Below are 23,794 nucleotides of genomic sequence, written 5' to 3'. Positions count from 1 at the left end.
GTCGATTAATTCGCCGCCAGAAATCAGCACCGGGGGCGTCATCACACGGGCCAACCGATGCCAACTGCGCAGGGTCAGCCAAGACCAACAGTGAAACATGCCTGCCCAGAGGACGTTTCTGCTGGCTGACTTTGTCGTACAGACAGGGATTATCCGGGTCCAGTAAATCGTTAAATTTGGGCAGCGCCTCACTGGTTAGCTTGCGGACATCGATCACCAGAGTGAATGGTTTTGATCCTTTAAAGAGCTTTCCTGAACGCAGAGTGTGACGGCCATCGCCGGAAATGCTCAACCGGCTCACCAGATTAGCCTGTGAGAGGTCATCAGGGTGGGAGATCAGCGTGACATCGCGATTTTCGTCGCCGGTCTCGGCCACTAAAAGCTGTCGAACCTCATCATCATTGGCGACAAAACGAAAATCGAAGGAATGGGAGACCCCGGAGAGCGAGGAATCTGTTGAGGATACGGCTCTCTCTTTATCAGGCGATGCCATCGGAGGTGATGATAGCGTTTGTTTGGAGATTGGCTCAGCACGGATTTCCACCTTCTTTTTTGACGGTAATTCCAGTTTTGCGACCTTGGTTGGCACGGCGCTATCAGGCATCTCGCTGCCAAGAGCGCGTTTGTTTATTGCCTTACCAATCTGACCATCCATAGTCAATCTCCCTACTGCAATCTGAAGGACTGTATTGAAAGTGTTTAATAATATGACCTTAAGAAAGACCTAAAGTTTCATTTGGATGGTTAGCCGGAATCATTGAAGGAAATCACCGATCTCGAAAAGCTCATCATGACCCAATGGTTATCACGCATCCAATGCGTCATAAATCGAATTCAAATTCATACTGCTCAAAAACTCTTCGGCAATTTTTGTCAGCTCACGGGATTTGAGCACCAGAGCGTTACTGGCATTGTGTACCTCCCGTAAGTAAGCATCATTAATAGAATTCTGAAACGATAAAGAGCTATTAATATGAGACATCATGTCAAACAACTTTTCTGGTGAGGATGGCTCATGAGAGCCATAGAAATTTTTCATTTTGGACTTCCACATGGAAGCTTCAGCCCAACAATACGTTAAACTACTGCCCTTTGAGTGTGTTACTTCATACAGGTAATAACTGAAGGCCTGCTGAATCGCTTGCTGGTATTTGTCTCTTAAATCATCTAAACGCCTTTGATCCTCCGAGGACACCTCAGAGGACTTCAATTTGATTTTTTCCAATAACAGCTTCAGGTCAGGGCTGTTCTCAACTTTTCGTTGAAACAGAGCGTCGGCTTGTTCGTTAATCACTGTGCTGTCCCAGGCAGGTTGCCCCAGGATAATCACCGGTCGGTGGCTCGCCCTGCCTGAGTTTAACTTCCTGAACGCAGGCTGCTGCACCAGCATTCGCTCTATATTTGGAATGCCCTCAGGTTCGTCCGACCAGGAAGTCTGTAAAGATAAGCAGGCTATTGCACTTTTAAGAAATGGCGAAAACCCATCATGACCATGAGTGACAAACATGGTACTACTTTCTTCCTCTTGGTAGTGTGCACAAGATAACAACCATATATGGCCATCTTTTTCCTTGGACAAATATTCCTTGTACCACTTTTTCAGGCAGTGGGCTGCTTTAACTTTCAGTTCATCAACAGCTTCCAAGCTTACCAATAGCCGGTGATACTCATCGATCTTGACCCTATTCAAATCATCGGTCGACGGTGGATCCAGCCAATCCAATTTCAGGGCTTCGCTGGCAAAGTGAATAACCGAAGGTTTAGTTAAGTCACTGCCTTTCAGTATATCCACCATTGAATTCAACCAGAGGGCAGTGCTTGTTCCGGCCTGAAGAATCATTTTTGAATGAAGTAACTTAAGTTGTTCAATGATTTGATCTTCATCGTTGTTTGACACTATTTTTCTTACTGCCTCTGACATTGGTTCAGAGACATTCCCACCTATATCAGTCGTAATACTGAGCAATAATATCTCGTCCTTGGTCAATTCTTTTGTCTCAAGCAACACCAGTAATGAGACGCCCACGGAAAAACTGCTTAAATTGTTTTCCTCCCATAGGTTCTTGACTATTTTGGAAATATTTAGATTAATTTCCGGTAATGCACTGTTTGTCTCAAGGGCTTTGTTCAGTTTCTCCGGGCTCACGCCACACGCTTTAGCCAGAGTTTGTTGTTGTGTTAAATCAGCACCTTTCAGGAAATCCTTCAGGAGAGCCTTGATCTTCTTTGACTTAGCCATGGAGTCTTCGATCTTTATGTTGGGCTGGAAATCACTAGTCGTTTTTACTGTCACTACAGGTGCCCCACTTAAATCCACTGATTCCCAGGTTTGCCCTCCATCCCCGGAATACTCAGCAAAGCGGTGGACAAAGCTCTCGACCTGCCGACATGGAATCCCGAAATAACGACAAAAAGCAATAAAAACAGGCACACGATGACGACAGCTACCCTGCCGCCGTGTTACCAGAAATTCAAAGAAATTGGCATGGCGCTTTGGTTTAGCCTTACCGGAAAACTGTTCGCAATACGCCTTGATCGCTTTGATTCGTTGATCAGTGTCTTTAGCGTCTTTTATGGCCTGCAAAAGCTCCCGTACTTTGGCTGAGCGTTGTTGGTCAATGGTCGTAAACACTTTGTTCAGTACTTTTTTCATGCCTTCTGAACAGTAGGTGTCCAAATCTGTTGCAGGTCGGGTTTGTTTAACACGTGTTTCTTTGCCCGGCTCTCTCGGTTCTACGACATAAGTCACTTTAATAGTCTGGTTGGCTTTGGCCTCAGGAATAGACAGTGTGTGAAGCCCGGTATAGTTGTCCCTGACCAGGGTAAATCGCAAATCGGGTTCTGTACGCAGGGCCACGATATAATCGTTAGCCTTCAGGCTGGGCAATGCATATTGACCGTTGTCCGATGACACGTCCAGGGTTCCCAGCGTTTGATCGCTGGCTAATGTCAATGTCTGGTCACGTCCGGGTAACCGGTCAGGCATGAGGGTTTCGACCCCCCTGATGTGTATATCCTTAAGATTGATCGATTTGATATGACCCTCAGCAGTCACATAAATATCCAGTACTGAGCACCGATACATATGGGAAATATCCTCATACGTATCAAAAATTATATGATCCCCGGACTCTGTAACCTTCCGGGCCTCAAAGTTCGTGCTCCGGTCCAATGCCGGAGCCTCTTTCTCGAGGACTTCAGGATTGTATGGTTCAGGAGCGTTATCACCGTCCACAGCCAGCGCTTTGTTAATATCATCGCCAACCCAATGGTTCGGCAGACCGCTTATCTGATACCAAAACCCAGGCCATAACTGGACGGCATTGGAATTCCATGCGCTTATCCGTTGATCAGCCTCCCGGAGATAAGGCTGGGAAGTCGGCATATTCAGCGTTTGTTCCTCTTCATCCGTCATGGGAAATACGCTATTGGCGTCCACGGTCGTCTGGCCAAAATGACGGTTAAACCAGCTGTGCTGCCAGTGTCGGTACAGTGCCCGGATGAATATATCGTCCGACTCATCCGGCTTCTGGGGAAGACCGGATTTCTGCCACCTGGCCTGAGCCAACTTCGTGATGATTTCTGTTTTGGCTTCTTCTTTATCCAGACGAGTTTTAATACAAATCTCATGGTGTTTTTCATCAATACTGTCGCGATCACTGTGTCGTATAAACCACGGGCGATTAATGCCGGATACCGTTTGGTAGAACCATTGGCTCATTTCAGGATCAAGCGCTCCGTTACCCACCGCAAGAGCCGGTGGCTCTGGCAGTTCCTCCAGTGACAGGTTGGTGGCCATCAGATAAAGCCGGTAGTGCCGATTGAGGCATTGACGAAGTCCGTTTTCAGTAAAATCCCCTGCTCTGATAACGGCCCTGGCCACATTCTGTAAATCAAGACTGGTCGGTTGCAACGGCAGGTTTTTTTGTTGCAGGTAAGTCCTTAATCGACAATGTGCTTCTGTCAGCTTTTTAGCCATGATTTTCCCTTCCGGGGTCTGTGGTAACACTTTCTCAGCAATGGTCTGCAATTCTGCCGGGTTATACTGCCGGATCGGCAAATGTCGGAAACGTCCTTTCAGCGCCGGTGATAAAGGTTTTCGCCCGCTGTACTCCGGTGGGTTGATGGTGGCAAACAGATGGAAGCCCGGGTGGGCGTCACCGGCCAGAATATCATTCAGCTCACCTTCCAGATGTTGGCTGTCGATCAGATTCATTTCCGAGATCACCACGATGCCGCCATGCACTTTTGCTGTCTGGATCTTTTCACACACTTTGTCCCAGGAACAATCACAGGCATTCAGGGGAAAGACCTCTGGCGTCGATTCTCCCCGTTCTTCAGCCTGCCGTTTGACAGTTTTAACCACCAGGTTCAGCGTGGCATCTTTACCACGCCCGGCGGGGCCTTCAATCAGTGTTGCTTGACGACCGCCGTGTTTCCTGTTGAGATGATAAGCCTGCTGACAACGGCTTAAATCCTGTCCCAGCCGTTGCACCAGCTCAGAGACTGCCGATCCGGAGGTATCAAAGTCGGGTCGGGTTTGTTGGGTGAATGTTTTGAAGGCCTGCTGTATATGATGCAGGGTGGTTTGGTGATGAACTTTGTCGCTCAGGGTGTTGTCCGGTTCGTAACGGGCAGCAAACCAGATTTCCAGTGCTGACAGGGCATCCTGATGGGTGTCACTGATTTCGGCACCCAGTACGTCCCGAAAACTTTGCTGGATCAAACCGTGCATTTGTCTATCGGTAACACTGTCGTTTATGGGTAGCGCACGATCCAGATACCATCCCACCCAGCTGCAGATATCCGTTAAATCCCTGGGCGTAAACTCATGCTCTGGCAACAGTTCCTGGTAATATCGCCAGAGTGTCATCACACTTTCGGTGGCAATATGTGCAATGTCGTCTATTTGCTGTTCTGGCAGATGCCGTTGTAACTGCCTGACCAGAGCCGGTTCCACCACTCTGTCCCGAAGGAAAGCCCGGTCCAGGCGGGGGTAGTATGCTCTGGGCAATTTCTCTTTCAGGGCGGGGTCCATCTGGCGCCCGGCGTAGTGATCCGGGTTACCGGTAAGAATCACCCGGTGTTTTTTGCTGACCTTGACGGTATGACCATTCACGTAAATGCAGGGTTCCGGTTCCCATAAGCCGTTCAATGATGTCAGCAATCCGGCTTTGGCCAGGTTGGCTTCATCCAGGATCAGGGTGACATATTCTCCGTCTTTGTCGTCTGGTGTCTTGGCCCATTCCATCAGCAACCGGTTTTGTTGCGCCATAGAGCGGTCGCCATCGGCGTGCTCTTGCCACTGCCAGCGTTTCATCAGGGTCTGTTCGCTGTCGGAAGGTCCAAGGGAAATGACCGAAGCCGGTCCTGAAGCTTTCGCCAGTTTGGCGGAAAAGTAACTTTTGCCAGTGCCGGTTTCACCCTGCAGGAATATCACGGGGGAGTCCGCAAGCCGGTCATGGAGTCGGGATAACCGACGGTTTTCACGATCCTTCTGGCCCACCTTGCCGTGATAAAGATCATGAGCCAGTGCTGACAGGGGCTTGTCGGTGGAACCCGTCCATTCCAGCGATTCAGACAGTCGATTTTCTATGTGCTCAATGCCTGCTGCGTCGGAATTCGCTGTTTTGGCGATGTAAAAACAATCGGTGGCCAGAGAGTGAATGGCATCGGATCTGGTCTGCCCCGGTGGCAAAGGCAACTGCCAGCCAGAAGCCAGTGCATCCTGCAAACGTTTAATCTGTCTTGAAGGCCTGATGGCTAAGGATTGATAGAGCTCTGTTGACTCCGGATCGACTGCCAACTGATACGCCATTGCCTGTCGTTGTTGTTCGGGCGCATTGGCCACGATCAGGGTGCAGAGCCTGTCCAGAATTTCTTTTCGATCCTCCCATGGCAATGAACTTTCATAGGACAGCTCTAATGGCTTAAATACGCCCGGGTCAAAAGCTTTGAACAGTGGCCAAAGGTGCTGCTCCACAGACGCTCTGTCCAATCGTGGGGCACTACTGATAATGTCATTTAACTGATCCGGGTCTACCCAGGCGGTCTGATTCTCATGAGCATCGGGCAGTAACCGCCAACAAGCCACTTTCATAAAATCACGCACTGACGGATTCTGCCGGGTGCCATGGGTGATGATGCTATGGATGGCCTTGCGCCAATGGCGGGGTAAAAGTTGTGGGGACTGGTCAACCTGCTGTGCTCGCCGGGCAGCCAGTATCAGATTATTCAACAACCCTTCGGTCATTTCAGGCAGAGGGTTACAAAGGTCGAGAGGTACGGTTTTAAATGCTTCGTAAAGTTCATCAAGCGCTTGTTCTGGCAGCTCAATCCGGGGGATTCCGTGTTTGAGGGCATTAATAGCCCAGAGATCGACCTCAGGACACGGCTTACCCATGGCAACCATCGAATTAAATATGGAAGACCGGCTTCTTGTAAACTCAGGCCAGAGCAGGGTGACATGAGCTTCCGGGTAGGTCTGTAATTGGCCATTCACCAACAGAGGTTGCCCGACAACCAGAGGTTCCAGAAGCTGCTGAAGTGTCGGATTACGCTCGAGTCCCAGAAATACAACCGGTTTGCCAGCGGTTAATGCTTCCTGCAATTTGCTCTGACGTCGTCCAAAATGCGCCTTTTGTTCCGAGCTGATATGAATATTATCAAACAGCTGACTGAAGCCGGTCTGTTCATTGACCTGAATGACCAGAGATGCTTGCGGCTGATCGTTTATCCAATGACTGGCTTGGGCAGGTTGTTGATAAGTGACGGTATTAAAGACGACACGATCTCTGATTGGATGCTCATCGTTTTCTGCTAATCCAAGCGCTTTCGGTTGTCGTCCGGAATCAGCCACCTGAAGTGGGGGCTCCAGGCCGGTCGTCTCGCGAATCGTCTGTAGTGAGCCCAGTAAACAAAACCAGAGCGCCTCGCTAAGCGGAGAAGTCACGACGACTGCATCACCTGCCCGAACTTGTTCCAGCAGGCAGATGTTAGGGATTGCATAGCCACCCGGTGCAATGGCAATCGGGTTCAGCCATTCGCTAATATTACTCTGGTTAATGATGATCGGGTTTCGTGGTGTGTGCGGTTTATCAAGTCCCTTGTCAGCTGGTTGTGACAGACTTTGGAACAGTGAACGAAGCTCGTCATTGCCTACTGACATCTGATAAAACTGAACATCGTCGGGTAATGGACAGATCTTTCCGTTGCTCTCAAAACACTTTTGCGCCAGCATTTGTCGAATCGTCTGTTCAAAGGCCAGATCTTTCCAGTTGGCCCCTTTCAGAATCACCCGTTGTCCGGCCATCAAAGACTCAAGCCTGCCGGGGAGGTGCCGGATTCGCCCCTGTTTATCCACTCCGGGGCCGCCCAGCAGCAACTGTCGCCAGTTGTTGTGCAAATGGCAGTCAATTAAAACGGTATTGTCGTCATCCATAGCACTTTCGGCACAGGGGAGTTCAGCCAATAGCGGAGGAGCTTTTAACGGAGGAGCTCTGTCTATAGCCATCGATGGGTCATTATTGGCCTGAGCATTGAACTGCCAGGTATTTCCCGGTCGATTAATTCGTCGCCAGAAATCAGCCCCAGGTGCGGTGGCTCCCGCAGCGTCATCACACTGACCAAGCGATGCCAACTGTGCAGGGTTTGCCAGAACCAGTAGAGCAACATGTTCTCCCAGGGGGCGTTTCTTCTGACTGACTTTGTCGTATAGGCAGGGGTTATCCGGGTCCAGCAGATCGTTAAATTTCGGCAGTTCGTCGCTGGTGAGCTTGCGGATATCGATCACCAGGGTGAATGGTTTTGATCCTTCAAAGAGCTTGCCTGAACGCAGAGTGTGGCGGCCATCGCCGGAAATACTCAACCGGCTCACCAGATTAGCCTGTGAGAGGTCATCGGGATGGGAGATCAGCGTGACATCGCGATTTTCGTCGCCGGTCTCGGCCACTAAAAGCTGTCGAACCTCATCATCACTGGCGACAAAACGAAAATCGAAGGAATGGGAGACCCCGGAGAGCGAGGAATCTGTTGAGGATATGGCTCTCTCTTTATCAGGCGATGCAATCGGAGGTGATGATAGCGTTTGTTTGGAGATTGGCTCAGCACGGATTTCCACCTTCTTTTTTGACGGTAATTCCAGCTTTGCGGCCTTGGTTGGCACGGCACTATCAGGCATCTCACTGCCAAGAGCGCGTTTGTTTATTGCCTTACCAATCTGACCATCCATAGTCAATCTCCCTACTGCAATCTGAAGGACTGTATTGAAAGTGTTTAATAATATGACCTTAAGAAAGACCTAAAGTTCCATTTGGATAGTTAGCCGTAACCATTGAAGGACATCATTGATTTCGAAATACTCGTCATGAACAAACTATGGCCATGTACCCAATGAATCACACAAGGAATTCAAATTCACGCTGTTCAAAAACTCTTGGGCAATTTTTGTCAGCTCATCGGATTTGAGCACCAGAGCGTTATTGGCGTTGAGTGCTTGCCTTAAGTGGGCATCCATAACAGATGTCTGAAGCTCTGAAGAGCTATTGATGACAGACATCATGGCATACAGCTCTTCCGGTGAGGATGGCTCATGAGCGCCATAGTTGTTCCGACCATCGTCAAGCGGGGCAGGAGCCTCGCCCGAAGCAAACGATAAGTGACTGCCTTTGAAGTGTTTTATATGAAAATGGTGCAGCATCTTCAACAGGAATGGATCAGGCTTATCAAAGACATCCTGATGACCGTATGGAAGAACGGAAGCATCACCCCAACAATAGGTTAAGCAACCTCCTTTCGAGTGTGTCACTCCATACAGGTAATGACTGAAGGCGTGCTGAATTGCTTGCAGGCATTTTCCTTTTAAATCATTCAGAAGCTTCATGTCCCTCGGTGATACCCGAAGGGGATGTAGTTTGATTTTTTCCAATAACTGCTTCAAGTTCGGGCTACTCTCAGCTTTTATTTGCAACAGAGCTTCGATCTTTTCATACAACACTGTGCTGCCGGACCAGGAAGGTTGCCCCAGGATAATCACCGGACGGTGGTTCGCCTTGTCCGAGGTTAATTGCTCAAAGGCAGGCTGGCGCACCAGCATTCGTTCTATATTCGGTACGCCCTCAGGTTCGTCTGTCCAGGCGGTCTGCAAAGATGGATCGGTAATGTTAGCTTTAAGAAATGGCGAAAACCCATCATGACAATGAGTAACGAACAAGACATTACCTTTTTTATTTTGGAATTCTTCATAAGCCGACTGCCATTGCTGACTATTTTTTTCCTTGGACAACAATTCCTTATACCAATTTTTCAGGCATTGGGCGGCTTTAACTTTCAGTTCATCAATACGTTCCAGACGCAACAATAGTTCATGATGCTCAAAGGCGTTTACAATACGCCTCTCGTCGGTCGGCAACGGATTTAGCCAACCCGATTCCAGGGCTGCATCGGCAAGTCGAATAATCGAAGGCTTGTTTAAGTCACTGTCCTTCAGTATTTCGATGATTGAACTCAACCACTGGTGAGGGCTTGCTCCGGCCTGAACAATCATTTTTGAATGGAGTAGCTTGAGCTGTTCAGTGATTTGCTCTCCATCACTGTTGGACAATATTTTTTTTACCGCCTCCGACATGAGTTTATACTTACGCCTGCCTGGGTCATAGACATCGCCGACCAATTCCTTCTCGGAATAGCTCAATGTTTCTGTCTCCAGTAATATTGAGACACCCATGGAAAACTCAGGTAAATCTTTTTTCTCCCAAAGCTTCTTAACTATTGTGAATGTGCTCGGATCGGTTATTGGCAATGCACCACCTGTCTCAATGGCTCTCTTCAATTCCTCAAGGCTAATACCATAGGCTTCAGTCAGAGCTTGCTGTTGTGCTAAATCAGCCCCTTTCAGGAGATCCTTAAGCTTCTTTGACCCAGCGCCAGAGCCACTGACCTCTCTGATGGGCTGGAAGTTAGATTTGATGATTGTTTTCTCGACAGATGATCCGCTCAAATCCACTCGTGCCCAGGTTTCGCCTCCATCCGGGGAATACTCTGCAAAGGCGTGGATACGGCTGGAAATTAGTCGGCATGGAATGCCAAAATAACGACAAAGAGCAATAAAAACAGGCACACGATGACGACAGCTTCCTTGTCGCCGTGTTACCAGGAATTGAAAGAAATTCTCATAGCGCCCTGGTTCAGCATCGCCAGAAAACTGTTTGCAATAGTGCGCGATCGCCTCAATGCATTGCCTCGTGTTTGTAGTGTCCTGTATTCCCTGCAAAAGCACCTTTACATCGGCTGGTTGTTGGCGATTGACGTCAAACAGGTTTTTCAGTACGTTTTTCATACCTTCGGAACAACGGGCATCAAAACGTGTTGGTCGCGATGGTCCGGCTCCTCTGGCAGGTGTTTTTCTGACCGCTATTCTGGGTTCTACGACATAAGCAATTTGAATACTCTGGTTGGGTTTGGCCTCTGGAATAAACAGTGTGTGAAGCCCGGTATATCGGTCCCTGATCAGAGTAAATTTCATATCGGGCTCGAGGCGCAGGGCTACGATATAGTCGTTAGGCGTCAGGTCGGGCAATTCACATTGATCATCGTCCGATGTCCAGTCAAAGGTTGCCAGTGTTTGGTCACTGGCCAATGTCACTTCCTGGTCTTGCCCTGGTAACCGGTCAGGAATGAGGACTTCGGCTCCCTGCATATGAAGATCATTAATAGTGATCCTTGAGATCTCGCCCTTATCAGACACATAAACGTCCTCTGCCCTAAACCGATAAAAGCTGGGAAGATGTCTCTGGCTATTAAAAATTATATATTCGTTACGTTTTGGCTTACTCCGATTCTCATAGTTTGTTATCCGATCCAATGTCGGAGCCATTTCCGCGTGGGCTTCTGGAATGTATTTTTCAGGCGCTTCATCAGTGCCAATAGTCAACGCTTCGTTAACAGGTTGTGGCTCATGGTTCGTATTCTGATCCAATGCCGGAGCCTGTTTTTCGTGGACTTGTGGCAGGTATTGTTCAGAATCGTTATCACTGCCAATTACGGGTGCTTCGTCAATATAATCATCAACGAGATGGCTCAGCAGATCACTCATCTGATGCCAAAATACAGGCCAACATTGAACGGCATTGGTATTCCATGCCTCTATCCGCTGATCAGCCTCCCGAAGATAAGGCTGGTTAGCTGATAATTTCAGCGTTTGTTTTTCTTCTTCCGTCAGGGGAAATACGCTATTAACGTCCACGCCAGTCTGGCCAAACTTATGATCAAACCAGCGTTGCTGCCAGTGTCGGTATAGCGCCTGGGTGAGAATATCGTCGGACTCACCCGGTTTCACGGAAAGACCGGATGCTTGCCAACTGGCCTGAGCTACCCTCTTGATGATTTCGGTTCTGGCTTCCTCTCCACTCAGGTCAGACTTGATACAAATTTCGTGGCGTTTTTCATCAATGCTGTTGAGATCACCGATTCGTATCAACCATGGACGATCAATGTCTGATACCGTTTCGTTGAACCATTTGCAAAGTTTAGAATCAAGATCAGCATTACTCGTGAGAAGAGCCGATGACTCTGGCAATGCCTCCAGCGATATCCCAGCAGCCATCAGATAAAGCCGGTAATGCTGATTAATACATTGGTTTAGTCCGTCTTCGGTAAAATCGCCCCCTCGGATGACGGCTATGGCCACATTTTGTAAGTCAAGACTGGTCGGCTGCAACGGCAGTTTTTTCCGTTGCAGTTCAGTTCTTAAACGACAATGTTGCTTAGTCAGATGTTCAGCGATGATTTTCCCCTGCAGGGTCTTCGGCAGCACTTTTTCGGCAATGGTCTGCAATTCTGCCGAGCTGTACTGCCGGATAGGCAAATGCCGGAAACGCCCTTTCAGCGCCGGTGATAAGGGTTTTCGCCCGCTGTACTCAGGTGGGTTGATGGTGGTAAACAGATGGAATCCTGGATGGGCGTCGCCGGCCAGAATATCGTTCAATTCACCTTCCAGATGCTGGCTGTCGATCAGATTCATTTCTGAAATAACCACGATGCCGCCATGCACTTTTGCCGTCTGGATCTTTTCACACACTTTGTCCCAGGAACAATCACAGGCATTCAGGGGAAAGACCTCTGGCATGGATTCTCCCCGGTGCTCAGCCTGCCGTTTGACACTTTCAATGATCAGGTTAAGCGTGGCATCCTTACCCCGTCCGGCGGGGCCTTCGATCAGCGTCGCCTGACGTCCGTCGTGTTGTCTGTTGAGCTGATAAGCTTGCTGACAGCGGCTTAAATCCTGTCCAAGCCGTTGCACCAGTTCATGGACTGCTGATCCGGAAATATCAAAGTCAGGTCGGGTTTGTTCGGTGAATTTTTTAAAGGCCTGCTGTATAGGCAGCAGGGTGGTCTGGTGATGAACTTTGTTGCTCAGGGTGTTGTCCGAGTGGTAACGAGTAGCAAACCAGATTTCCAGTGCTGTCAGGGCATCCTGATCAGTCTCGCTGATTTCGGAACCCAGCACATCCCGAAAACTTTGCTGGATCAAACCATTGATTTGCTTGTAGTTAACACTGTCGCTTACCGGTAGTGCACAATCCAGATACCAACCCATCCAGCTGCAGATATCCGTTAGATCTCTGGGGGTAAACTCATGCTCTGGCAACAGTTCCTGATAATATTGCCAGAGTGCCATCACACTCTTGGTGGCAATGTGTGCAATGTCGTTTATTTGAGGCTCCGGCAGATGCCGTTGTAACTGCTTGATCAGAGCCGGTTCCACCACCCTGTCCCGAAGGAAAGCCCGATCCAGGCGAGGGTAGTAAGCCCTCGGCAATTTCTCTTTCAGGGCCGGGTCCAGCTGGCGTCCGGCGTAATGATCCGGGTTACCGGTGAGAATCACCCGGTGTTTTGAGCTGACCTTGACAGGATGACCATTCACATAGATGCAGGGTTGCGGCTCCCACAGGCCATTCAGTGACGCCAGTAATCCCGTTTTGGCGAGGTTGGCTTCATCCAGAATAAGGGTTACATATTCTCCGTCTTTGTCGTGTGTTGTCCGGGCCCATTCCATGAGCATCCGGTTTTGCTGCTTCATAGCGCGGTCGCCATTGGCGTGCTCCTGCCACTGCCAGCGTTTCATCAGGGTTTGTTCGCTGTCAGAAGGTCCAAGGGAAATCACTGAAGCCTGTCCTGAAGCCTTTGCCATTCTGGCGGAAAAGTAACTTTTGCCGGTGCCGGTTTCTCCTTGCAGGAACAGAACGGGAGAGTCCGCAAGCCGGTCATGGAGTCGGGATAATCGACGGCTTTCACGATCCTTCTGATCCACCAGACCGTGATAAAGATCATGGGCCAGTGCCGACAGTGGCTGATCAGCAGTACCCTGCCATTCCAGTGATTGAGACAGTCGATTCTCTATGTGTTTAATGCCTGCTACGTCGGAATTGACTGTTCTGGCAATATGAAAACAATCGTTGGCCAGAGCCTGAATGGCATCGGATCGGGTCTGTCCTGATGACAAAGGTAACTGCCAGCCAGATGCCAGTGCATCCTCCAAACGTTTCATCTGTCTTGAGGGTCTGATAGCTAACGTTTGATATTGCTCTGCTGCCGCTGGATCAACTTCCAACAGATGGGCTATTGCCTGTCGTTGTTGTTCCGGGACATGGGCAACGATCATGGCACAGAGCTTATCCAATGATTCACTAGTCCAAAAAGATGGAAATGGATTTTTATAGGACAGTTCTAATGCTCTAAATCGAGTCTCCTTAAAGGTTGCCGGGTCAAAGGCTCTGGCCAGTGGCCATGGGCTCTGCTGCACACAGGTTCTATCCAACTGCGGGGCACTATTGATGAAGTCATTTAACCGATCCGGGTCAACCGAGGCGGTTTGATGCTCATCCGGTTTCTCATAGGCATCTGGCAGTAGCTGACAACAGGCCACTTTCATAAAATCCCGCACTGACGGATTCTGCCGGGTGCCGTGGGTGATGACACTATTGATGGCCTTGCGCCAGTGGCGGGGCAGCAGCTGTGGTGACTGATCAACCTGCTGAGCCCGCCGGGCAGCCAGTATCAGGTTATTCAACAATCCTTCAGTTAGTTCAGGCAGGGGGTTACAAAGGTCGCCAGGTACGGTTTTAAACGCTTCGTAAAGTTGGTGAAGTGCCTGTTCGGGCAGCTCAGTCAGGGGGATATCATGCTTGTTCCCATTGATATCCCAGATATCGACACCAAAGCATGGTTCTGCTGTGGCAACCATTGAACTGATTACCGAAGATTGAGTTTTTGCAGACTCGGGCCAGAGCAGGGTGACATGAGCTTGAGGGTAGGCCTGTAATTGACCATTGACCAACAGAGGTTGCCCAATAACCAGAGGTTCCAGAAGCCGCTGAAGGTTTGGATTACTTTCCAGTCCTCGCAATACAACTGGCCTGCCAGAGGTTAATGCATCCTGTAACGCACTCTGACGTCGGCCAAAACGTGCCTTTTGTTCCGAGGTGATATGGATATTGTCAAAAAGCTGGCTGAGACTGGTCTGTTCATTAACCTGAATCACCAGGGATGTTTTCTGATTATTATTGATCCAATAGCTTGCCTGAGCAGGTTGCTGATACGTCACGCTGTTAAAGATGGCCCGATCTCTCACGGGGCGCTCATCGTTTTCTGCCAATCCCAAAGCTTCCGGCTGCTGTTTTGAATGAGCTACCTGAAGTCGGGGCTCCAGACCTGTGTTCTCGCGAATCGTTTGCAGTGAACCCAGTAAACGAAACCAGAGTGCCTCGGTGAGGGGAGACGTTACGGTGATGACACCACCCGCCCGAACTTGTTCCAACAGGCAGGTGTTAGGGACTGCATGGCCTTCCGGGGCGATGGCAATCGGGCTCAGCCATTCCCTGATATTACTCTGGTTAATGATGATCGGGTTTTGTGGTGCTTGCTCTTTTTCAAGAGAGCGTGACAGGCTTTGGAACAGTGCCTGAAGCTCGTCCTTCCCTACCGGCATTTGATAAAACTGAATATCGTCAGGTAACTGACAGATTTCCCCGTTGCTCTCATAGCACTTTTGCGCCAGCATCTGCCGGATCGCCTGCTCAAAGGCCAGATCCTGCCAGTCGGCTCCTTTCAGAATCACCCTTTGTCCTGCCCTCAATGACTCAAGTCTGCCGGGAATATGCTGGATTCGCCCCTGTTCATCCACTCCGGGGCCACCCAACAGCAATTGTCGCCAGTTGCTGTGCAAGTGACAGTCAATCAGGACGGTATGGCCGTCATCCATAGCACTTTTGGCGCTGGGGAATTCAGCCAATACCGGGGGAGCTTCGTTGATCTCCATCGCCTGGTCGTTTCCGGTCTGTGGGTCAAACTGCCAGGTATTTCCCGGTCGATTAATTCGCCGCCAAAAATCAGCGCCCGGAGCGGCGGCTCCCGGAGCGGCGGCTCCCGGAGCGTCGTCACGCTGGCCAACCGATGCCAACTGTTCAGGGTTTGCCAGAACCAGCAGGGCAACGTGTTCTCCCAGAGGGCGTTTCTTCTTGCTGACTTTGTCGTATAGGCAGGGGTTATCCGGGTCCAGTAGATCGTTAAATTTCGGCAGTTCCCCGCTGGTGAGCTTGCGGATATCCATCACCAGAGTGAGTGGCTTTGGACCTTCAAACAGCTTGCCTGAACGGAGAACGTGGCGACCATCGCCGGAAATACTCAACCGGCTCACCAGATTATCCTGCGAGAGGTCATCGGGATCGGAGATAAGTGTGACATCACGATTTTCGTCGCTGGCCTCGGCCACTAAAAGCTGTCGAACCTCATCATCACTGGCGACAAAACGAAAGTCGAAGGAATGAGAGACCCCGGAGAGCGGGGAATCTGTTGAGGATACGGCTCTCTCTGTGTCAGGCGACACAATCGGAGGTGATGACAGAGTGAGTTTCGAGGTTAACTCAGCGCAGATTTTCACCTTCTTTTCTGACGATAACTCCAGCTTTGCCGCCTTGGGTGGCACGCCACCATGAGGCAGCTCACTGCCAAGAATGCGTTTGTTTGTTGTTCTGCCAATCTGACCATCCATAGTCAATCTCCGTACTGCAATCCGAAGGACTGTATTGAAAGTGTTTAGTTATATGACCTACAAATAGGATGAAAGTTTCATTTGGATAGCTGTCCGCAACCATCGCAAATGCGATGGTCTCATGGAAGATTCATGGACAATGGTCATTTGCAAAAAATACTGTCCGGGCTTGTACCAATGAGTCACAGATCGAATTCAAATTCACGCTGCTCACAAACTCTTCTGCAATGGTCGTCAGCTCGTCGGACCTGAGCACCAGAGCGTTACTGACGTTGAGTGCCTGCTGTAAGTTGGCATCTTTAACAGAGTTCTGAAACGATAGAGAGCTATTAATGTTACACATCATGAGAAACAGCTCTTCTGGTGAAGACGGATCATAAGCGCCATAGTAGTCTGTCTCCGTGGAGTCCCCGATGGCAGCTTTGACCCAACAATAGGTTAAACATCCGCCTTTTGAGTGCGTCACTCTATACAGGTAATGAGTGAAGGCCTGGTGAATCGATTGCACGGCTTTGTATTTTAAATCATCAACAAGGGTTGGGTTCTTCAGTGGCAGTTCAAGGGACTCTAAAATGGGTTTGTACTTGCCTTCGATATCAGGTTTTTGCGCAAGATCACATTGACTGTCGAATGCTTGCAGAGCATTGGGGCGTTGTTCTTTCACTGCTTCATCTTGATTGATTTTTTCCAACAGTTGCTTCAGGTTCGGGCTGTTCTCAGCTAACAGGGCTTCGACCTTTTGATTAATCATGGTCCTGTACCAGTCAGGCTGCCCCAGAACAATCACCGGACGGTGGTGCGCCTTGCTTGAGGTTAACTGCGAAAATGCGGGATGGTACACCAACATTCGTTCTATATTCGGAACGCCCTTGGGTTCGTCGGTCCAGGTGGTCTGTAAAGATGGGTTGGCAATTTTATTTTCAAGGAATTTCGAAAACCCCTCATGATCATGAGTGATGAACAAGGGGCCACCTTCTTCTTTTTGGAAGTATTGATAAGCCGACTGCCATATCTGGCTATTTTTTCCCCTGGACAATAATTCCTTATACCACTTTTTGAGGCAATGAGCGGCTTCAACCTTTAGTTCATCGATGCCTTCCAGGCGCACCAATAGCTGATGATGCCAGTGGGCGTCCAGGCTATGGCCCTCAGGGGTTGTCACTGCATCAAGCCAACCCGATTTCAGGGCTTCACGGGCAAAGTAAATCACCGAAGGTTTGGTCAGGTCGCTGTGTTTCAGTATATCTACTATTGAGCGAAGCCACTCATGAGGGCTTGCTCCGGTCTGATCAATGATTTTTGAATGGAGTGACTTGAGTTGTTCACTGACCTGATCTTCATCATTTTTGCTCAATATTTCTCTCACTGCCTCTGACATCAGCTTATAGATATGTTCATCACCGTCAGTCTCATCGTCGGCCAATTCCTGATCGTCATTGCCCAGTGCTTCTGTTTCCAGCAACATTGAGAGACCCATGGAAACCAACATTGAGACACCCACGGAAAAACCGGTTAAATCTTTTTCCTTCCAAAGGTTCTTTATCATGTCGGAAGTACTTGGATTTGTGCCCGGTAGTGCATTGTGTGTCTCCAGAACTTTCTTCAGTTCCTCAAGACTCATGCCAATGGCTTCAGCCAGAATTTGCTGTTGTGTTAAATCAGCACCTTTCAGGACATCTTTCAGGAGATCCTTGATATTCCTTGACTCAGTGCCGGAAGCACAGACCTTCCTGGTGGTCTGGAAGTCAGATGTGATTTCAGTCGGCTCCAGGGGCGCCCCACCCAAATCCACTGACTCCCAGGTTCGGCCTCCATCCCCGGAATACTCGGCAAAACTGTGAATAAGGCTATCAACTTGCCGGGATGGAATCCCGTAATAACGGCAAAAAGCAATAAAAACAGGCACTCGATGACGACAGCTACCTTGCCGTCTGGTTACGAGGAATTGAAAGAAATTCATCCAGCGTTCTGGTTGAGCCTCACCGGAAAAATTCTGGCAATAGTCCGTGATCGCTTCAATTCTTTGCTTCGTGTCTTTAGCGCTTTTTATTTTCCACAAAATCCCCTGGTCCTGGTCAGTGTTCCTGAACAGTTTGTTCAGTACTGTTTTCATACCTTCTGAACAGTGGGTGTCAAAATGTAATGATCGTTCTGGCAGGGCTTTTTTAGCAGGTGTTTTTTCGCCTGATCCTCTGGGTTCCAGGATATAAGCCACCTGGAAACTCTGGTTAGCTTTGGCTTCAGGAATAGACAGTCTGTGAAGCCCGGTATATCGGTTCCTGACCAGAGTAAATGCCAGGTCGGGTTCTATACGCAGGGCTACGATATAGTCGTTAGGCGTCAGGCTGGGCAAGGCATATTGACCATTTTTCGGTGACACCTCAAAGGTTGCCAGGGTTTGATCGCTGGCTAATGTCACTTCCTGATCACGCCCCGGTAACCGGGCTGGCATGAGGGTTTCGAACCCTTGAATGTGTTGATCACTAATCTCGATCAGTTTGACATCACCCTTAGCAGTCACATAAGTATCTATTACCTGGCAGCGATACATGTGGGAAGGATATTTCTGCGTATTAAAAATTTTATAATCGCAAACTGTTGGGAGCTCCAGACCCTCATATTTCGTTCTTCTGTCCAGTGCCGGAGCGTGTTTCTCTTCGACTTCCGGTTTGTATTTTTCAGAATCGTCAACCCAGTGGTTCGACAGGTCACTTATCTGATGCCAAAACCCGGGCCACAATCGAACTGCATTGGAGTTCCACGCCTCTATCCGTTTCTCAGCCTCCCGAAGATGAGGCTGAGAAACGGATAATTTCAGTGTCAGTGCCTGTTCTTCCGTCAGGCAAAATACGCTGTTGGCGTCCGTGCCCGTCTCGCCAAACTTACGATCAAACCAGCGTTGCTGCCAGTGTCGGTAAAGTGCCTGAGTGAGAATATCGTCCGACTGATCCGGCTTCAGGGAAAGACCGGATGCCAGCCATCTGATCCGGGCCACGCTTTTGATAATTTCGGCTCTGGCTTCCTCTCCATTCAGCTCGGCCTTAATACGAATTTCGTGGCGTTTTTCATCAATACTGTTGAGATAACTCCGTCGTATCAACCACGGACGATCAACGTCGGATACCGTTTGGTTGAACCATTTGCAAAGTCCGGAATCAAGCTCACCGTTACTCATGGTAAGAGCCGTGACAAGAGCCGATGATTCTGGCAGTGCCTCCAGCGATATCCCGGCCGCCATCAGATAAAGCCGGTAGTGCCGATTGAGGCATTGGTGAAGTCCTTTTTCGGTAAAATCGCCCCACCGGACGACGGCTCTGGCCACATTCTGTAAGTCAAGGCTGGTCGGCTGCAACGGTAGTTTTTTTCGTTGCAGGTAAGCCCTCAAACGACAATGTTGCTCAGTCAGCTGTTTAGCCAGAATTTTCCCTTGCGCGTTCTGCGGCAACACTTTCTCAGCAATGGTCTGCAATTCTGCCAGGCTGTACTGCCGTATAGGCAAATGTCGAAAACGTCCTTTCAGCGCTGGTGATAGCGGTTTTCGCCCGCTGTACTCAGGTGGGTTGATGGTGGCAAACAGGTGAAAGCCCGGATGGGCGTCTCCGGCCAGAATATCGTTTAACTCACCTTCCAGGTGCTGGCTGTCGATCAGATTCATTTCCGAAATAACCACGATCCCGCCATGCACTTTTGCCGTCTGGATCTTTTCACACACTTTGTTCCAGGAACAGTCACAGGCATTCAGGAGAAAGACCTCTGGCATGGATTCTCCCCGTTGCTGGGCCTGTCGTTTGACGCTTTCAATCACCAGATTCAGAGTGGCATCTTTACCCCGTCCAGCCGGACCTTTAATCAGTGTCGCCTGACGACCGTCGTGTTTTCTGCCAAGATGATAAGCCTGCTGACAGCGGCTTAAATCCTGTCCCAGCCGTTGCACCAGCTCACAGATTGCCGATCCGGAGGTATCAAAGTCAGGTCGGGTTCGTTGGGTGACCGTTTTGAAGGCCTGCTGTATATCCCGCAGGGTCTGGATATGAACTTTGTCGCTCAGGGTCTTGTCCGGTTCGTAACGGGCAGCAAACCAGATTTCCAGTGCTGTCAGGGCATCCTGATGAGTTTCGCTGATTGCGGAACCCAGTACATCCCGAAAACTTTGCTGGATCAAACCGTTTATTTGTCTACCGGTAACAGTGTCGTTTACGGGTAGCGCACAATCCAGATACCACCCCACCCAACTGCAGATATCCGTTAAATCCCTGGGGGTAAACTCATGCTCTGGTAACAGTTCCTGATAATATAGCCACAGTATCATCACACTCTCAGTGGCACTGCGTGCAAGAGTGTTGATTGGTTGGTCTGGCAGATGCCGTTGTAACTGTTTGACGAGAGCTGGTTCCACCACCCTGTCCCGAAGGAAAGCCCTGTCTAAGCGAGGGTAGTAAGTCCCGGGCAGTTTCTCTTTCAGGGCCGGGTCCAGCTGGCGCCCGACATAATGATCCGGGTTACCGGTGAGAATCACCCGATGTTTTGAGCTGACCTTGACAGGATGACCATTCACATAGATGCAGGGTTGCGGTTCCCATAAGCCGTTCAGTGATGCCAGCAATCCGGTTTTGGTCAGATTGGCTTCATCCAGAATCAGGGTGACATATTTTTCTCCAACAGGGTGTCCGTCTTTTTTTTCGTCTTCGCAGGCCGGGGTTTTGGCCCATTCCATCAGCGCCCGGTTTTGCTCCTCCATAGAGCGGTCGCCATCGGCGTGCTCTTGCCACTGCCAGCGTTTGATCAGGGTTTGTTCGCTGTCAGAAGGCCCGAGGGAAATAACCGAAGCCCGTCCTGAAGCCTTTGCCATTCTGGCGGAAAAGTAACTTTTCCCGGTGCCGGTTTCCCCCTGCAGGAATATAACGGGAGAGTCCGCAAGCCGGTCATGGAGTCGGGATAATCGACGGCTTTCGCGATCCTTCTGGCTCATCTTGCTGTGATAAAGATCATGAGCCAGTGCTGACAGGGGCTTGTCGGTGGAGCCCGTCCATTTCAGTGATTCAGACAGTCGAGTTTCTGTGTGCTCGATGCCTGCGGCGTCAGAATTCGCTGTTCTGGCGATGTAAAAACAATCGGTGGCCAGAGATTGAATGGCATCGGATCGGGTCTGCCCCGGTGGTAATGGCAACTGCCAGCCAGAAGCCAGCGCATCCTCCAAACGTTTAATCTGTCTTGATGGCCTGATGGCTGAGGGTTGATGCAGCTCTGCTACCGCCGGATCGACTGCTAACTGATACGCCATTGCATGTCTTTGTTGTTCAGGAGCATGGGCCACGATCATGGCACAGAGCCTATCCAGAGATTCTCCTTCAGCCCGGGATGATGGAAATGGACATTCATAGGACAGTTGTAATCCGTCAAATTCGTTGCCCTTAAAGACGGCCGGGTCAAGGGCTCTGGCCAGTGGCCACAGGTTCTGCTTCACAAACGCTCTATCCAACACTGGGGCACTATTGATGATGGCATTTAAACGATCCGGGTCTACCGAGGCGGTTTGATTCTTATCCGACGTCTTATGAGCATCCGGCAGTAAATGCCAGCAAGCCACTTTCATAAAATCACGTACTGACGGATTTTGCCGGGTGCCATGGGTGATGACGCTATTGATGGCCTTGCGCCAGTGGCAAGGAAGGAGTTGTGAGGACTGGTCAACCTGCTGTGCTCGCCGGGCAGCCAGAATCAGGTTGTTCAACAACCCTTCGCTTATCTCAGGCAGAGGGTTACAAAGGTGGCCAGATACACTAGTAAACGCCTCGTACAGTTGGTGAAGTGCCTGTTCTGGCAGCCCCGCCCGGGGGATATCATGCTTAACCGCGTTGATATCCCAAATATTGACCTCAGGACACGGTTTACTCTTGGCAACCATTGAACTGAATACCGAAGATGGGCTTTTCGCAGACTCAGGCCAGAGTAGGGTGACATGAGCTTTCGGGTAGGCCTGTAACTGGCCATTAATCAACAGAGGTTGTCCAACAGCCAGGGGTTCCAGAAGTTGTTGAAGGGTTGGATTGCTTTCCAGGCCTCGCAATAGGACATGCTTGCCAGAGGTTAATGCCTTCTGCAACTCAGTTTGACGTCGTCCAAAATGTGCCTTTTGTTCCGAGCTGATATAGATATTATCAAACAGCTGGCTGAGACTGGTCTGTTCATTGACTTGAATCACCAAAGGCGACTTCTGATGATTGACCCAATAACTGGCCTGAGCCTGTTGCCGATATGTGATGGTTTCAAAGGCGGTGTTATCTGCCATCGAGTGCTCATCGTTTTCTGCCAGCCTGAGAGCTTTCGGCTGCCGTCTTGTATGAGCCACCTGAAGCCGGGGCTCCATACCGGTCGTCTTGCGAGTCGTCTGCAGTGAACCCAGTAAACGAAACCAGAGTGCCTCGGTGAGGGGAGACGTTACGGTGACTACACCACCCGCCTGAAGTTGTTCCAACAGACGGGTGTTAGGGACTGCATGGCCTTCAGGGGCAATGGCAATCGGGTTTAGCCATTGGGAAATATTACTCTGGTTAATGATGATCGGGTTTTTCACTGCGCTAACAGAGTGTGACAGGCTTTGGAACAGTGAATGTAGCTCGTTATTCCCTATCGGCATCTGATAAAACTCAACATCGTCTGGTAACTGACAGATCTTGCCATTGCTCTCAAAACACTTTTGCACCAGCATCTGTCGAATCGACTGCTCAAAGGCCAGATCCTGCCAGTTGGCCCCTTTCAGAATCACCCGTTGTCCAGCCCTCAATGTTTCAAGCCTGCCGGGGATATGCTGGATTCGCCCCTGTTTATCAACTCCGGGGCCGCCTAGCAGCAACTGTCGCCAGCTAGTGTGCAAATGACAGTCAATCAGAACTGTATCACCGTCATCCATAGCACTTTCGGCACTGGGGAATTCAGCCAATAACGGAGGAACCTCGTTGATGTCCATTGATGAGTCATCGTTGGTCTGTGCGTCGAACTGCCAGGTATTTCCCGGTCGATTAATTCGTCGCCAGAAATCAGCACCCGGGGCGGCGGCTCGGGGAGTGTCGTCACGCTGGCCAACCGATGCCAACTGTGTAGGGTCTGCCATCACAAGCAGGGTAACATGCTCTCCAAGAGGTCGTTTCTTCTGGCTGACGTTGTCGTATAGACAGGGATTATCCGGGTCCAGTAGATCGTTAAATTTTGGTAGATCCTCGCTGGTGAGCTTTCGGATATCCATCACCAGAGTCAGTGGCTGTGACCCTTCAAATAGCTTGCCTGAATGCAGAGTGTGGCGACCATCGTCAGAAATGCTCAACCGGCTCACCAGATTAGCCTGTGAGAGGTCATCGGGATGGGAGATAAGGATGACATCCCGAAGTTTATCGCCAGTTTGGGCCAATAAAAGCTGTCGAACTTCATCATCACTGGTGACAAAACAAAAGTCGAAGGAATGAGAGGGCCCGGAGAGTGAGGAATCCGTTGAGGATAAGGTTCTCGCTTTATCAGGCAACGTAATCAGAAGTGACGGTCTACTAAATTTGGGAGTGACATCAGAGCAGATTTCTACTTTTGACGATAGCTCCAGCTTTGGTCTCTTGGCTGTCATGCCACTATGAGGCTGCTCACTGGCAAGAGTGCGTTTGTTTATTACCCCATCAATCCGACCATCCATAGTCAATTTCTCACCTGTATAATGAAGGACTGTATTGAAATGGTTTGACCAATTGACCTTCAGATAAG

4 protein-coding genes are annotated in these 23,794 nt (G+C 49.8%); all 4 read right to left on the bottom strand.

The features are described 5' to 3' along the window. The coding region (locus tag KBW69_RS13980) for a hypothetical protein (protein ID WP_257281246.1) at positions 1-655 on the bottom strand (655 nt) is incomplete at its 3' end. A gap of 150 nt (positions 656-805) precedes the next feature. Next, on the bottom strand, positions 806-8,230 hold the full coding sequence (locus KBW69_RS13975) for an AAA family ATPase (protein WP_257281245.1): 7,425 nt from the start codon (positions 8,228-8,230) through the stop codon (positions 806-808). A 144-nt stretch (positions 8,231-8,374) separates the two neighbouring features. Beyond that, positions 8,375-16,048, bottom strand: a complete 7,674-nt coding sequence (locus tag KBW69_RS13970) for an AAA family ATPase (RefSeq protein ID WP_257281244.1) — start codon at positions 16,046-16,048, stop codon at positions 8,375-8,377. Positions 16,049-16,178: 130 nt separating this feature from the next. Then, positions 16,179-23,726, bottom strand: coding sequence for an AAA family ATPase (locus KBW69_RS13965; protein ID WP_257281243.1), 7,548 nt, complete (start codon positions 23,724-23,726; stop codon positions 16,179-16,181). Positions 23,727-23,794: the final 68 nt, after the last annotated feature.

The organism is Endozoicomonas sp. ISHI1 (assembly GCF_024606225.1).
GTDB lineage: Bacteria > Pseudomonadota > Gammaproteobacteria > Pseudomonadales > Endozoicomonadaceae > Endozoicomonas_A.
This window is presented reverse-complemented; position numbering and strand designations above follow the sequence as displayed.